This is a genomic window from Pseudomonas grandcourensis, assembly GCF_039909015.1.
GTDB classification, from domain to species: domain Bacteria; phylum Pseudomonadota; class Gammaproteobacteria; order Pseudomonadales; family Pseudomonadaceae; genus Aquipseudomonas; species Aquipseudomonas grandcourensis.
Genome location: NZ_CP150919.1, coordinates 6,250,596 through 6,263,987, shown reverse-complemented (window position 1 = coordinate 6,263,987; position 13,392 = coordinate 6,250,596). Strand labels below are relative to the sequence as shown.

At 61.0% G+C, this 13,392-nt stretch carries 12 protein-coding genes; 2 read left to right on the top strand and 10 right to left on the bottom strand.

Features of this window, described 5'->3' with window-relative positions:
- The first annotated feature begins 185 nt into the window (after nucleotides 1–185).
- Complete coding sequence (locus AABM52_RS28210; protein ID WP_347909490.1) at nucleotides 186–746, top strand: DUF2780 domain-containing protein; 561 nt, start codon at nucleotides 186–188, stop codon at nucleotides 744–746.
- A gap of 1 nt (nucleotide 747) precedes the next feature.
- On the opposite strand, the gene AABM52_RS28205 is transcribed toward AABM52_RS28210, so the two are convergent.
- Nucleotides 748–1,635, bottom strand: coding sequence for an acyltransferase (locus AABM52_RS28205; RefSeq protein WP_347909489.1), 888 nt, complete (start codon nucleotides 1,633–1,635; stop codon nucleotides 748–750).
- 164 nt (nucleotides 1,636–1,799) lie between these two features.
- Here AABM52_RS28205 and AABM52_RS28200 point away from each other — a divergent pair, with 164 nt between their 5' ends.
- Nucleotides 1,800–2,306, top strand: a complete 507-nt coding sequence (locus AABM52_RS28200) for an ATP-dependent zinc protease (protein WP_046039553.1) — start codon at nucleotides 1,800–1,802, stop codon at nucleotides 2,304–2,306.
- Nucleotides 2,307–2,318: 12 nt separating this feature from the next.
- Here AABM52_RS28200 and AABM52_RS28195 read toward each other — a convergent pair whose 3' ends face one another.
- The 9 genes from AABM52_RS28195 to AABM52_RS28155 all read right to left on the bottom strand — a co-directional run bounded on the left by AABM52_RS28195 (nucleotide 2,319) and on the right by AABM52_RS28155 (nucleotide 13,158).
- Nucleotides 2,319–2,948 carry a glutathione S-transferase family protein gene (locus AABM52_RS28195; protein WP_347909488.1) on the bottom strand — a complete coding sequence of 210 codons (630 nt, stop codon included), beginning with the start codon at nucleotides 2,946–2,948 and terminating at the stop codon, nucleotides 2,319–2,321.
- A 175-nt stretch (nucleotides 2,949–3,123) separates the two neighbouring features.
- Nucleotides 3,124–4,416 carry an MFS transporter gene (locus AABM52_RS28190; RefSeq protein WP_347909487.1) on the bottom strand — a complete coding sequence of 431 codons (1,293 nt, stop codon included), beginning with the start codon at nucleotides 4,414–4,416 and terminating at the stop codon, nucleotides 3,124–3,126.
- Nucleotides 4,417–4,702: 286 nt separating this feature from the next.
- Nucleotides 4,703–4,882 carry a hypothetical protein gene (locus tag AABM52_RS28185; RefSeq protein WP_347909486.1) on the bottom strand — a complete coding sequence of 60 codons (180 nt, stop codon included), beginning with the start codon at nucleotides 4,880–4,882 and terminating at the stop codon, nucleotides 4,703–4,705.
- Nucleotides 4,879–6,009, bottom strand: a complete 1,131-nt coding sequence (locus tag AABM52_RS28180; protein WP_347909485.1) for a PepSY domain-containing protein — start codon at nucleotides 6,007–6,009, stop codon at nucleotides 4,879–4,881. Before AABM52_RS28180 ends, AABM52_RS28185 begins: the two co-directional genes overlap by 4 nt.
- A gap of 72 nt (nucleotides 6,010–6,081) precedes the next feature.
- Complete coding sequence (locus AABM52_RS28175; protein WP_347909484.1) at nucleotides 6,082–8,526, bottom strand: TonB-dependent siderophore receptor; 2,445 nt, start codon at nucleotides 8,524–8,526, stop codon at nucleotides 6,082–6,084.
- A gap of 271 nt (nucleotides 8,527–8,797) precedes the next feature.
- Nucleotides 8,798–9,772: a FecR family protein gene (locus AABM52_RS28170; RefSeq protein WP_347909483.1), complete on the bottom strand. Its 975-nt coding sequence runs from the start codon at nucleotides 9,770–9,772 to the stop codon at nucleotides 8,798–8,800.
- Complete coding sequence (locus AABM52_RS28165) at nucleotides 9,769–10,287, bottom strand: RNA polymerase sigma factor (RefSeq protein WP_008048225.1); 519 nt, start codon at nucleotides 10,285–10,287, stop codon at nucleotides 9,769–9,771. The genes AABM52_RS28170 and AABM52_RS28165 overlap by 4 nt, the downstream gene beginning before the upstream one ends.
- A 226-nt stretch (nucleotides 10,288–10,513) precedes the next feature.
- Entirely contained in the window at nucleotides 10,514–11,221 is a 708-nt protein-coding gene (locus tag AABM52_RS28160; protein WP_347909482.1) for a 3'-5' exonuclease, read from the bottom strand.
- Nucleotides 11,218–13,158: a putative nucleotidyltransferase substrate binding domain-containing protein gene (locus AABM52_RS28155; protein ID WP_347909481.1), complete on the bottom strand. Its 1,941-nt coding sequence runs from the start codon at nucleotides 13,156–13,158 to the stop codon at nucleotides 11,218–11,220. Before AABM52_RS28155 ends, AABM52_RS28160 begins: the two co-directional genes overlap by 4 nt.
- Between the last annotated feature and the right edge of the window lie 234 nt (nucleotides 13,159–13,392).

The following is a 13,392-nucleotide window of genomic DNA, read 5'->3' as shown; positions in this document are numbered from 1 at the left end:
TGTGGCGCATTCGAACAGAACCGCCTACTAGCAGAACTGATAGTGCCGCAGGCTTCAGGGCTGCTTTGTGACGAGCGGATGGGAAATGGGTGGAAACCTGAGGAACATGCCCGCGTTTGCCCGGTCAAATCGGCAGCTTTGCGCCTGTAAGCCGGGCGTTTTTCATGACGCAAGAGGATGTCTGAATGAAGATTTCACGAGGTTTTGCATTGGCATCGCTCCTGACCCTGGCTGCCAGCCCGGCCTTTGCACAGTTCAGCCTGGGCGATGCGGCCAATGCCATTGCCGGCATGAAGGGCGGTGACACGGCCGCGACCGCCGCACCGACGCCGCAGACAGCCGATCTGCTGAGCACTCTCACTGAATTGGACATCACCCCACAACAAGCCATCGGCGGTGCCGGGGCGATGCTGGGGCTGGCGAAGAACCAGTTGAGTTCGACCGACTACTCGGAACTGGCCAAAAGCGTACCGGGCATCGACATGCTCTCGGGCGGCGGTGAGTTGGGTGCACTGGCCGGTCTGCTCGGCTCCAGTGGCAAAGCTGCAGGACTGGACAATGCCTTGGGTAACGTCAAGAACACCAGCGACCTGAACAACGCCTTCAGCGCCCTGGGCATGGACACCGGCATGATCGGCCTGTTTACCCCGGTGCTCCTGCAGTACCTCGGTCAGCAGGGCGTCGGTGGTTCGCTGCTGAGCAGCCTGGGCGGGATCTGGGGCGCCGGCGCCGGTACCGGTAGCTGATTCAGCGGTGCCCACCACGCAAGGCGTCGATGCGCCGGTCCTTCTCGGTCCAGAGCTGGCTGACCCAGTTCTGGACCTTCTCGCGAAACGCCGGGTCGTTTTCGTAATCGCCCTGCCATAGCGCAGGGTCGAGTTCGCGGGTCTGGATATCAATGATGACCTTCGGCACATTGCCGCTGATCAAGTCCCAGAACCCCGGAATCTTCTGCTGCGGGTAAACCACCGTCACATCGAGAATCGCGTCCAGCTGCTCGCCCATCGCTGCGAGCACAAAGGCCACCCCGCCGGCCTTGGGCTTGAGCAGGTGATTGAACGGTGACTGTTGCTGGGCACATTTAGCCGCGGTGAAGCGGGTGCCTTCCAGATAATTGACCACCGTTACCGGTTGGCGCTTGAACAGTTCGCAGGCTTGTCTGGTGATTTCCAGATCCTTGCCGGCCAGTTCCGGGTGTCTGGCCAGGAACGCCTTGCTGTAGCGCTTCATGAACGGGTAATCCAGCGCCCACCACGCCAGGCCCAGGAAGGGCACCCAGATCAGCTCTTTCTTGAGGAAGAATTTGAAGAACGGCGTGCGCCGGTTCAGCGTCTGGATCAGCGCCGGGATGTCGACCCAGGATTGATGGTTGCTGATCACCAGATAGGAAGTGTCGCGACGCAGATCGTCACCGCCACGGATGTCCCATTGGGTAGGGATGCAGACACGGAAGATCAGCTTGTCGATCTCGGACCAGGTCTCGGCGATCCACATCACCGACCAAGAGGCGTAATCGCGAAAACGGCCGGGCAGAATCAGTTTGAGCAGGGCAAAAACCATCAACGGCCCGATCAGGACCAGGGTGTTGAGCAGGAGCAGCAGGGTCACAAAACAGCCGGTGAGCAGGCGGCGCATAAGTCACTCGTGGAAGCGGTTGGGCGCGCCATGATAAGCAGCTTCGGGCGGCAGGCCAAATCGGTGCTGACAAATGTTTCACTTTTGGGTCGGTAACCTTGTGGGAACGATCAAGCGAACGACGGTCTAAAATCCGACTGCTCACTCTCATGGAAACCCATTACGTGAAATCCCTCCTTGCAGTGCTCTCCCTCATCGCCCTGCCGGTCATGGCCGCCGAGCCGACCCTCTATGGGCGTTACGAATACATCGCCCTGCCGGAAATCGGCGGGAAGGTCCTCAAGGCGAAAATGGACACCGGCGCCCTGACCGCGTCGCTGTCGGCCAAGGACATCGAAACCTTCAAGCGTGACGGCGAAGACTGGGTGCGTTTCCGCCTCGGCACCAAAGATGCGGGCAACCAGGTCTACGAGCACAAGATCGCGCGCATCAGTAAGATCAAGACCCGCTCCGAAGAGGAAGAGGATGACAGCGAAGTGATCGCACCCACCAAGCGTCCGGTGGTCGATCTGGAGCTGTGCCTGGGTAACGTCAAGCGTACGGTCGAGGTCAACCTGACTGACCGCAGTAGCTTCAATTATCCGTTGCTGATCGGCGCCAAGGCGTTGCGTGAGTTTGGGGCGGCGGTGAATCCGGCTCGGCGGTTTACGGCGGATAAGCCGGATTGTTGATCTTTTGAAGGCTTAAACCTTCGGCATCGTCGCAATCATCGAAGGCCGCTGACTCACCTCGAAATACCACGCCGCCAACTGCGGATTCGCTGTGCGCCAGTCCAGATCCGGATGGCGCAGGTCAAGGTAACCCAGTGCACAGGCCACGCTGATCGCGGCTACGTCGAAGTGGCAGGTCAGTTCGGCTATCGCGTCCTTTTCCAGCAATGCCAGGGCGCGACGGATTTTGTCGCGCTGGCCGTCGAGCCATTCGTCCCAGTGTTTTTCCGGGGCGCGCAGGGCGGTTTCGTAGCGCACCAGCACGGCCGCGTCCATGATCCCGTCGGCCAGCGACGCGAGGGTCAGGCGGCGCCAGCGGGCCGAGCCTTCGCGAGGGATCAGCGGGTTGCCGACGTGCTGGTGGTCGAGGTAGTCGAGGATCACCCGGCTGTCGTGGATGATGTTGCCGTCAGCCAGGCGCAGGGCCGGGATTTTGCTCAGCGGGTTATCTTCGATCAGGGTCAGGTCCGGGTTGACCGGGGTAAGCACGCTGGTCTGCAACGCCACACGGTTCTGCTGGCCGGTTTCGTGCAGCAGCACCATGACTTTGCGAACGAAGGGAGAGAGCGGGTTGTGGTACAGGGTCATGCTCGGGGCGGACATGGCAGCGTCTCGATCGATGGCAGTGTCGGGCAGCATAGCGTGTTGGAGCGATAGCTCAAGATGGCAAACACCCTTGTAGGAGCGAGCCTGCTCGCGATGGCGGCCTGACATTCAACATCAATGCTGGCTTACAGACCGCTATCGCGAGCAGGCTCGCTCCTACAGGGTTTGTGTCTTAGCTGGCTGGAACTGCAGTTTGAAGATTTGGGGCGGCCACCTGAGGCTTGATCTCACGGGCAACCGTCCAGACGATAAACGCGGCAACGATGTCGAAAATCGCCAGCACCACAAACAGCGGGCTGTAGCCGATCTTGGTCACCATCACGCCAAACACCAGGGTGAACGCGGCGGCGCCCAGGTAGCCGAACATGCCACCCATGCCGGTGGCGGTGGCCACTTCGTTTTTGCCGAAAGAGTCGGATGTGATCGCATACAGCGCACCGGACAAGGTCTGGTGTGCGAAGCCGCCAATGCACAGCAGCGCGATGGCTGTGTACGGGCTGGCCACCAGGCCAATGCAGGCCGGGCCGATCATGCACGAGGCGCCGAACAACAGGACCATCTTGCGCGAGGTGAACAACGACACGTTGCAGTACTTGTGGAAGAACGGGCTCAGGTAGCCGCCGAGCACGCAGCCCAGGTCGGCGGCCAGGAACGGCAGCCAGGCGAACATCGCGATCTCTTTGATGTTCATGTGCCGTTCGGTCATCAGGTACAGCGGAATCCACGCGTTGAAGGTCTGCCAGGCCGGCTCGGAGAGCATGCGCGCACTGGCGATGGCGTAGAAGTTGCGGCTGCCGATGATTTTTTTCCAGTTGCCTTTTTGCTTGGCCGTGTCTTTGAAGTGATCTTCCTGACCGCTGAGGATGTAGTCGCGTTCTTCGTCGCTCAGGCGCTTCTGGTCCCGTGGGTGCTTGTAGAAAACCATCCACAGAAACGTCCAGGCCACGCCCAGGCCACCCACGATCAGGAACGCCAGTTCCCAGCCGCTGTGCAGAATCGCCCAGACCACCAGTGGCGGCGCCAGCACGGCGCCAATCGACGAGCCGATGTTGAACCAGCCGATGGCCACCGAGCGCTCTTTGGCCGGGAACCATTCAGTGGACGTCTTGACCGCCGCCGGCAACCCCGCCGCTTCGGTCAGGCCAAGCAGGCCGCGGACAAAGGCCAGGCCTTGCCAACCGGTCGCCAGGGCCGCCAGTGCGCAGGCAATCGACCAGGCGAAGGCGAAAATGGCAAAGCCCATTTTGGTGCCGATGGCATCGATGATGTAGCCCGCCACCGGTTGCATCAGCGCATAGCACACCTGCCACGCGACGACGATGTGCGAGTACTGCTCGGTGGAGATGTTCATTTCGCTCATCAGGGTCGGAGCGGCCACTGACAGGGTATTGCGAGCCAGGTAGTTGACCATCAGGCCGGCCGTCACCAGGCCGACCATCCACCAGCGGATGCCTTTGACTTTCATCACTTCACCGTCATTTTTTTGGATTTATTTTTGGTGTCGCACATGTTGTAAGTTGTCGTACAACGCGTGCCTTTATAGGAGCGCAAGGGTAAAGTTGTCAACAAATATGTCAGGGGGTTTGCAGGGGGAGGCGACGGGTGGAAAGTAAGGTCATCGTATGACTGGCGAATACTTGGGGCTTGCCGCCGAACCTGTAGGAGTGAGCCTGCTCGCGATGGCTGTGTGTCAGCCAATTCAATATCGACTGATTCGGCCCCATCGCGAGCAGGCTCGCTCCTACAGGGGATCAGCGGCGTTGCAGGAGACCGCGCAGGGCCAGGGCTGCGGGGATGCCCAAGCCCAACCAACTCAGCGAATCCCACACACCATCCCCGAGCAACGCGGCAAACAACCCTGCCGCGCTGAGCACCGCGATGACGGTCGGAATGGCAAACACTTTCCAGAAGTTCGACTGCCGGGGCTTCATGCCACGCTCTCCGCTTTTTCCAGCACCGGCCTGACGGCCTTGCGCCGCACTACCCACAGATAAACCCCACTGCCGAGCATGATGATGGTCAGCACATCCAGGGTCGCCCAGAGTATCTGCATCGGCATGCCGCCGTAGTCACCGAAGTGCAGTGGCTGCGACATGCCCATCGCGTCCATGTACCACGGTCGTTCGGCCACGGCGGTGACTTGCAGGGTGCTGGCGTCGGTCAGTACCGGCGTCAGCAGGTGCGAGGTCAGGTGCGTGCTGCCCTTCATGAACACTGCGTAATGGTGCTCACTGGAAAAGCGCGTGCCGGGGAAGGCGATAAAGTCCGGCTGCATGCCCGGAGCGACATCCTTGGCGATATCGAGCAAACGGGTCGCGGGCGCGAGTTGCGTCAGCGGTGGCGCATCGCGGTACGGCGCGACCATCGCGCTCAGGCTGTCGTTGCGCCAGGCGGCAATGATCAGGTCGGCGCAGGCACTGATCACGCCCGTCACGCCGACCACCACGGCCCAGGTCAACGTCACCACACCGATCAGGTTATGCAGGTCGAGCCAGCGCAGGCGGGTGGATTTGTCCTGACGCACGGTGGCGAATTTCAAGCGACGCATGAACGGCAGGTACAGCACCGTGCCGGAAACGATCGCCATCACGAACAGAATCCCCATGAATGCCAGCAGCAACTTGCCCGGCAAGCCGGCGAACATGTCCACGTGCAGGCGCAGCATGGTCATCATGAAACCGCCGTTGGCCGATGGCGTTTCCAGTGCTTCGCCAGTACGGGCATCCAGCATGAAAGTGTGGGACGCGTTCGGCTCGGTGCCCGCGGTCGCGGCCATGATGGTCAGCACTGCGTTGGGCTCATCGTCCTCGAAGCCGAAATACTGCATGACTTCACCGGGGCGATGCTTCTCGGCGGCTTCCACCAACTGCTGCAAATTCAGGTGCGGGGTGTCTGCCGGCATTACCTTCACTTCAGGCGCGTCGCCCAGTAAGTGGTCGATCTCGTGGTGAAAGATCAGCGGCAGGCCGGTCAGTGCCAGCAGTAACAGGAACACCGTACAAATCAGGCTGGTCCAGGTATGAACAGCGGACCAGCGGCGAATTGTTTTACTTTTCATTTTATAGCCTTCAGAAAAACCAAAGCCGCCCACGAAGGACGGCCTGGTCATTGGGCGTGTCAGCTCAAAGCGTTACCACTTGTAGGTTGCACTTGCGACGACACTGCGCTGGTCGCCGTAGTAGCAGTAGAAGCTGTCGCAAGTCGAGATGTAGTCCTTGTCGAACAGGTTGGTGGCGTTAACGGCCAGCGAAGCGCCTTTAAGGCTGTTGTCCAGGCGACCGAGGTCGTAGTGAACCACGGCGTCGAACACCGTGTAGGCGCCTGCCTTGCCTAGCCAGGTGTTGGCCTGGTCGCCATAGGTATTGCCGGTATAGCGCGCGCCGGCGCCGATGCCGAAGCCGTCCAGCACGCCGTTGTGCCAGGTGTAGTCGCCCCACACCGACGCTTGCTGGTTAGGCATCAGTTGCAGGCGATTGCCCTTGTAGATGCCCTCTTGCACTTCGGATTTGGCCAGGGTGTAGGCAGCGGTGACCTTGAGGTTTTCGGTCACGTCGGAAACGGCTTCCAGCTCCAGGCCTCTGACTTTCACTTCGCCGGTCTGGCTGGTGACTGTCACGTTGCCCACGTTGTTGGTGACGGAAACGTTTTTCTGGGTCAGGTCATACACAGCTGCCGTCAGCAGGGTGTTACTGCCCGGTGGCTGGTACTTGATCCCCAGTTCCCATTGCTTGCCTTCGGTCGGCTTGAACGACTCGGTTGGCGAGGCGACGGCATTGCTGGTCGGTTGGAACGATTCGGCGTAGGACAGGTAGGGCACGAAGCCCGAGTCGAACACGTAGCTGATCGCCGCGTTGCCGCTGAAGTTCTTGTCGCGTTCGGTGTTGGTGGCATCGCCCTTGTTGAAGAACGTGGTGCCGGTGTGGACCCAGTCTTCACGGCCGCCGAGGGTCAGGCGCCATTGGCCGAGGGCCATCTGGTCCTGGATGTACAGGCCGGTCTGCTGGGTCTTCTGTTCGTAGTCGTAGAACGCCGTGGAGCGTGCCGGACGTTCGATCGGCAAGCCATAGATCGGGTCGTTGACGTTGATGCCCGGCGCGGTGCCGAAGATCGAGAGGTAGTTGGTGGTGTTGCGCTGGTGGTCCAGGCCGATCAGCAAGGTGTGACTGACGTCGCCGGTGATGAAGTCGCCCTGGAAGTTGTTGTCCACGGCGAATTGGGCGATGTCTTCGTCGACATTGGTGGTGCCACGGCCGGTGTTGCCTTGATCGTCGACGACAAACCCGAACTCGGCAAACTCAGGGTTGTAGCTGTTGACGGTCACGGCCTGGAACGACAGCTCCGACTTGGTGTAGCGCAGGTTCTGGCGGAACTGCCAGACATCGTTCAGGCGGTGTTCGAAGGCATAACCCAGCGCGTAGTAGGTGCGGTCGTAGAAGTCGTAGTTCGGGTCACCCAGGTTCTTGTGGTGGGAGATCTCGCCGAACGGCATGTCGATCTTGGTGCCCTGGATCGGATAGAACTGACTGGTGATACCGGTATCGTCACGGGTGAACTGTGTGAGCAGGGTGAAGCTGGTGTCTTCGTCGATGTTCCAGGTCAGGCTTGGCGCAATGTTGTAGCGCTTGTCATCAATGTGGTCGATGGGTGTGCCGCCGTCACGCAGTACGCCGCTGAGGCTGTACAGGAACTGGCCTTCGTCGTCGATCTTGCCGGTGCTGGCGAAGTTGATCTGGCGATGATTGTCGCTGCCGTATTGCAGCTGGATCTCGCTGCTGGCTTCAGCGCTTGGGCGACGGCTGACCATGTCCAGCAGGCCGCCCGGCGGGGTCTGGCCGTACACCGAGGAGGCCGGGCCGCGCAGCAGCGCCAGGCGGTCGAGGTTCCAGGTTTCCTGTTTCGGGTTGGAGTACACACCTTTTGGCAGTGGCAGGCCGTCAAGGAATTGAGTCGGCTCGAAACCCCGCACGCGCAACCAGTCGGAGCGGGTGTCGCTGCCGAAGCTGCTGGAGGTGATGCCCGGCAAGTAGCGCACGGCATCATCGAGGGTGTGCGCGTTGCGGTCGTCCATCTGCTCACGAGTGACGACCGAAATCGAACGCGGTGCCTCGACCAGTGCGGTGTCGGTCTTGGTGCCGGCGGCGGTGCGCTTGGCCAGGTAACCCTGTACCGGGCCCCAGGCGCTTTCAGTGTCTTGCACGCCGATCACGCTGGTGGCCGGCAGGTCCATCACACCCTCGGGCACGGCCACCAGGGTGTAGGTGCCCGCACTGCTCTGCTCCAGTTGCAGGCCGGTGCCACGCAGGGCTTCGCGCAGGGCGCCGGTTGCATCGAACTGGCCTTTGACCGGCGCCGAGGTCTTGCCCGCCGCCAGGGATGGATTCAACGACAGGGCCAAACCGGCCTGGCTGGCGATCTGGTTCAGGGTGTTGGCCAGTGGTGCGGCCGGCAGGTTGTAGGCGCGGACGCTGGACGCCTGTTCAGCGGCGACCAGTTGGCTGCTGGCCAACGGGGTGCAAAGGGCGATGGCGACCGCCAGCAAACTGCGGCGCAACAGGGAGTCTAGCGAACGAGGCATACAGCGGCTCCTGAATGGAAACATTTCTCAATTGCCTGTGTGCCGAACGAAAATCAAAAAGTGATAGGGCTGGATGAAAATAATTTCGATTCAGCTATCCAGTTGCGGCCAAAGTACTTTCGGGATGCGCTTCTGTGGCGAGGGAGCTTGCTCCCGCTCGGCTGCGCAGCAGTCGTAAAGTCAGCAAGTGCGTTTTAACTGGAAAGTACAGGGGGCCGCTTCGCGACCCAGCGGGAGCAAGCTCCCTCGCCACAGGGGGCTGTGTGGCGGTTCAGGGCTTGGCATCGGCCTTGGCCACGACCTTCACCCACCATTGCGTGTGCTGTTCAATCTGCACCGGCAGGGTCGGCAGCAGGGCGTTGAGTGCCAGGTCGGTGTCGCGCAGCGGGAAGCTGCCGGTGATGCGCAGGTCGGCTACTTCCGGTGCGACCCCGACGTAACCGTTTCGATAGCGACCGATTTCATGCACCAGATCTTCCAGCCGCGTGTTGTCCACCACCAGCATGCCGCGGGTCCAGGCATCCGCGCCGAGGTTGACCGCCAGAACCGGGCCCAGGCCGTTGTTTCGGATCAGCACCTGCTGGCCTTCGCGCAGAATCTGTTCGTCCGGGTTGGACTCAGGGTGAACCGCCACCGCCGACTGCAATACGCTCAGGCGCGTTCCGTCTTCCTCGCGCTTGACCAGAAACCGCGTACCCAGCGCGCGCATGCTGCCTTCGCGGGTTTCGACGATGAACGGCCGGGGATCGCCATGGCTCGTTTCAACCAGGATTTCGCCTTCCTGAAGCACGATGCGCCGCTGCTTTTCATCGAAACGCACATCCAGCGCGCTGTGGGTGTTGAGATTGACCAGCGTGCCGTCAGCCAGGCGCAGGGTGCGCTGCTCGCCAACGGCGGTGCGCTGGTCGGCCAGCCAATAGTCGATCGGCAGGTAGCGATCTCCGGCGAACAGGGCCAGGCCGATCACGGCAACGATACTGGCTACACCGCTACTCAGCTTGCGCACACGCCGACGGATGCCTTCGCGCGATTGCAGCAAGGCAGTGCGGGCCGGGCCGCTGGCCACGCTGAAACGCTGGTCGAGCATGCCCAGCTGGCGCCAGGCGCGGGCGTGCTCTTCGTGGGCCGCGTGCCACTTGGCGAATTCTTCGCGCTCTACCGGGTTGGCGCAGTCCATGGACAGCTGCCAGGCAATCGCCGCGTCCAGCACGCTGGCCGATACCGGTTTTGAACTGATCGGATTCATGTCGGCTCACCATACAGTGCGATGTAGCACTGGCGAATGCCTTGGGCCAGGTACTGGCGCACCCGCGGCACCGACACGCCGAGGCGCTCGGCGATTTCTGCATGACCGAGGCCGTCGAGGCGGTTGTAGAGGAACGCCGCCCGAGCCTTACTGGATAGCTTGCCGAGCAAGCGGTCGATGTTTTTCAGGTCTTCGAGGATCATTTGCTGTTCTTCCACCGACGGTTGTTCGGCTTCGGGGATCAGCATCAGCTCGGTGAGGTAAGCCTGTTCCAGCGCGGCGCGACGGAAATAATCGAACAGCAGGCCCTTGGCGATCGCCACCAGGAACGCCCGGGGCTCGCGCGGGACCTTCAGCTCCTCGCGGCCCAGCAAACGCACGAAAGTGTCCTGGCTCAGGTCTTCGGCCCGCTGCGGGCAGGCGACGTTGCGTCGAAGCCAGGCCAATAGCCATCCACGATGGTCGCGATACAACGCACCGACGAGCTCACTTTGAGGGCTTGGAACTGACGACACGCCGCATCACCGATTGGGAAGTATTAACTAACGAGAATTGTTCGCGATTGTGGCAGAGGCGAGGGAGGTAAGCAATTGGCGTTGGTCGGGTGGGAGTTTGGCGACGGCCCCTGTAGGAGCGAGCAAGCTCGCGAAAAATTATCTGACACCTCGGTCTTACCGGAAAAACGTGTCACCGTTGACGTTTTTCGCGAGCAGGCTCGCTCCTACAGGGATTGCGTATAGGTCAGAAGGACGGCGCCTGCTGCCGGCGCTTCCACTGATTCAAGCGCTGTTGCAGATTCAACGGGCTATGAATCTGTTGCTGCCGCGCACGGCTGAACAGGATCAGCATCAGTTCGGCGGTGGCCAGGGCATCGGCACTGGCGTGGTGGCGCTCGAAGACTTCGAGCTTGAACCAGTCGATCCAATCGTCCAGCCCGGCCTCGCGAATGTGCGCTTGGGGGCACAGCAGCGGTGCAATGTCCGCCACGTCCAGAAACGGATGCTGCAGCTTGAAACCCAGGTGATCTTTCAGCGCACGGCCGAGCATGTGCTGGTCAAACGGCGCGTGGAAGGCCAGCACCGGACTGTCCCCGATGTACTCCATCAGGTCGAGCAGTGCTTCAGCCGGGTCGCTGCCCGCTGCAATGGCGCTGGGGCCAATGCCATGGATCAGCACGCTGGGGCCGAGTTTCACTTGCGGATATTGCAGGGTGCGTTCGAACTGTTGGCGAAAGTCGATGGCCCCGTCCTCGATCACCACCGCGCCGATGGACAACACATGGTCCTTGTTCATGTTCAAGCCGGTGGTTTCCAGGTCGAGCACCACCCAGCGCTGTTCGCGCAGGCTGCACTGCGCCAGGTCTGCAGCCGTCGGTAATTGCTCCAGCCGATGTTGCAGGTGGGCTGACAGGTTGGGGCTCGGCGGGCGCAGCCACGAAAACAGGCTCATAACTGATACCGCAAGGCCAGGCTGCTTTGCAGGCGTTGTGCCTGGCGCAGGGACTCACGCAGGATGCGTCGGTCCAGATGATTGAGGCTGTCGGGATCGACCCGATTCGAGTAAGGAAAATTCTCCCGGGTCTGTAGTTGATGTTGCTGCATGCGGGCTTGCTGGATGAAGTGATAGGCCTCTTCGTACGCGGCGCCGTCCAGGGGTTCGATGACCTCTTTGGCAACCAGCTGGCGAAAACGCTCCAGCGTGTTGTTGGTCTCGATGCCATGGGCCAGGGCCAGCAACCGGGCGCCATCGACAAAGGGTGCCAGGCCCTGGATCTTCAGGTCCAGGGTGGCCTTCTCGCCATTTTTGCGCGCCAGCACGAACTCGCGGAAACGTCCTACGGGCGGGCGATTGCGCAGCGCATTCTCCGCCATCATGCGCTGGAACAAACGGTTGTCGCCGACCTGATCGAGAATGCCCCGGCGCAACTGCTCACAGCCTTGCTCGCTGCCCCAGACCACGCGCAAATCGAAATAGATGCTCGAACCCAGCAGGTTCTCCGGGGTTGCCTCGCGGATAAACGCCGCAAAGCGCCGCGCCCATTCGGCCCGGGACAGGCACAGTTCGGGGTTGCCGGCCATGATATTGCCCTTGCACAAGGTGAAGCCGCACAGCGCCAGGCTCTGGTTGATCTGTTGGGCAATGGGCAGCAGCTTGCCGCGAATCTCGGCGGCATGGGCCGCATCCCTGGCTTCGAACAGAATGCCGTTGTCCTGATCGGTGTACAGGGTCTGCTCGCGACGGCCTTCGCTGCCGAAACACAGCCAACTGAACGGCACGCCGGGGTCGCCTTTTTCGGCGAGGGTCAGTTCGATCACCCTGCACACGGTGTGGTCGTTGAGCAAGGTGATGATGTGGGTGATCTGCGTCGAAGATGCGCCGTGGGCCAGCATGCGCTCGACCAGTTGACCGATTTCGCCCCGCAACGCCACCAGGTTTTCCACTTTCTGGGCATTGCGGATAGTGCGCGCCAGGTGCACCAGGTCGACCCGTTGCAGGGAAAACAGGTCACGCTCGGAAACCACGCCGCACAAGCGCTGGTCCTTGACCAGGCAGACATGGGCGATGTGACGCTCGGTCATGGCAATCGCCGCGTCGAATGCACTGTGATCCGGCGACAGGAAAAACGGCGCCCGGGTCATGTGCCCTTCCATGGCTTCGTTGAAGTCACTGCTGCCGTTGGCTACGGTTTGGCGCAGGTCGCGTAGGGTGAAAATCCCCATTGGCGCCTTGAGTTCATCGACCACCACGATGCTGCCGACTTGCTGTTCATGCATCAACGTCACGGCTTCGCGCAATGGCGTCTGCGGGCTGCACGTTACCGGGTGGCGCATGGCCAACTCACCCAGTCGGGTATTGAGCGAATATTGGGTGCCCAGGGTTTCCACGGCTTTTTGCTGCACTTGCTGGTTGACCTGATCCAGCAGGCTGCTGACACAGCGCAGGGCGAAGTTGCGGAAGGTGTCCGATAGCGAAAACAGGCGGATGAACGCCGGCTTGTTCAGTTGCAGGCAGAAGGTGTCCTCGCCAGCCAGATGTTCGGTGCGGGTCGCCCGCTCACCCAACAACGCCGCGAGGGGGAAACACTCGCCGGTGGTGATCTCGAAGACCGTTTCGGTGCCACCTTTTGCCGTGTGCGGACGCTCGCCCACGACCCGGCCTTGCTTGACGATATAGAAGTGCTCGACTGGCCCGTCGGCGGGTTTGATGATGCTTTCGCCGGGGGCGTAAAAACGCAGCTGACATTGCTCGACCAGGTACGCCAGGTGAGCGTGTTCCATCTGGTTGAAGGGCGGGAAGCGCTGAAGGAATTGCAACGTGCCCTGGATGTTCTGCAACACCGCGGTTTTCCCTGCCTGTGTGAAGGCGTCCGCTTTACTCATAACCATTACCGCAGTCTTTTTTGAATTGTTGTAGTCGGATGACCCATACATGGTCGACCCCTGTGGCCGGGGTGCCCATTGGACGTAAGTCTAGGTAGGCGGTTGGCGCGCTGAATTGTCGGAAAAGTCCTACGCAAATGTGCGAAAAACCTCTCTGCTGCCCTATTGGACTATTCTCCGACGAGGTGCACATTGATGGTCTGCATAGCGCTGTCTCACTGTTGTGCCAGGGAATTGTAT

What these genes read in the sequence shown, in the direction of transcription:
- AABM52_RS28210 (WP_347909490.1), top strand. Translation starts at nt 186, where the DNA reads ATGAAGATTTCACGAGGTTTTGCATTGGCATCGCTCCTGACCCTGGCT.
- AABM52_RS28205 (WP_347909489.1), bottom strand. Translation starts at nt 1,635, where the DNA reads ATGCGCCGCCTGCTCACCGGCTGTTTTGTGACCCTGCTGCTCCTGCTC.
- AABM52_RS28195 (WP_347909488.1), bottom strand. Translation starts at nt 2,948, where the DNA reads ATGTCCGCCCCGAGCATGACCCTGTACCACAACCCGCTCTCTCCCTTC.
- AABM52_RS28190 (WP_347909487.1), bottom strand. Translation starts at nt 4,416, where the DNA reads ATGAAAGTCAAAGGCATCCGCTGGTGGATGGTCGGCCTGGTGACGGCC.
- AABM52_RS28185 (WP_347909486.1), bottom strand. Translation starts at nt 4,882, where the DNA reads ATGAAGCCCCGGCAGTCGAACTTCTGGAAAGTGTTTGCCATTCCGACC.
- AABM52_RS28180 (WP_347909485.1), bottom strand. Translation starts at nt 6,009, where the DNA reads ATGAAAAGTAAAACAATTCGCCGCTGGTCCGCTGTTCATACCTGGACC.
- AABM52_RS28175 (WP_347909484.1), bottom strand. Translation starts at nt 8,526, where the DNA reads ATGCCTCGTTCGCTAGACTCCCTGTTGCGCCGCAGTTTGCTGGCGGTC.
- AABM52_RS28170 (WP_347909483.1), bottom strand. Translation starts at nt 9,772, where the DNA reads ATGAATCCGATCAGTTCAAAACCGGTATCGGCCAGCGTGCTGGACGCG.
- AABM52_RS28160 (WP_347909482.1), bottom strand. Translation starts at nt 11,221, where the DNA reads ATGAGCCTGTTTTCGTGGCTGCGCCCGCCGAGCCCCAACCTGTCAGCC.
- AABM52_RS28155 (WP_347909481.1), bottom strand. Translation starts at nt 13,158, where the DNA reads ATGGTTATGAGTAAAGCGGACGCCTTCACACAGGCAGGGAAAACCGCG.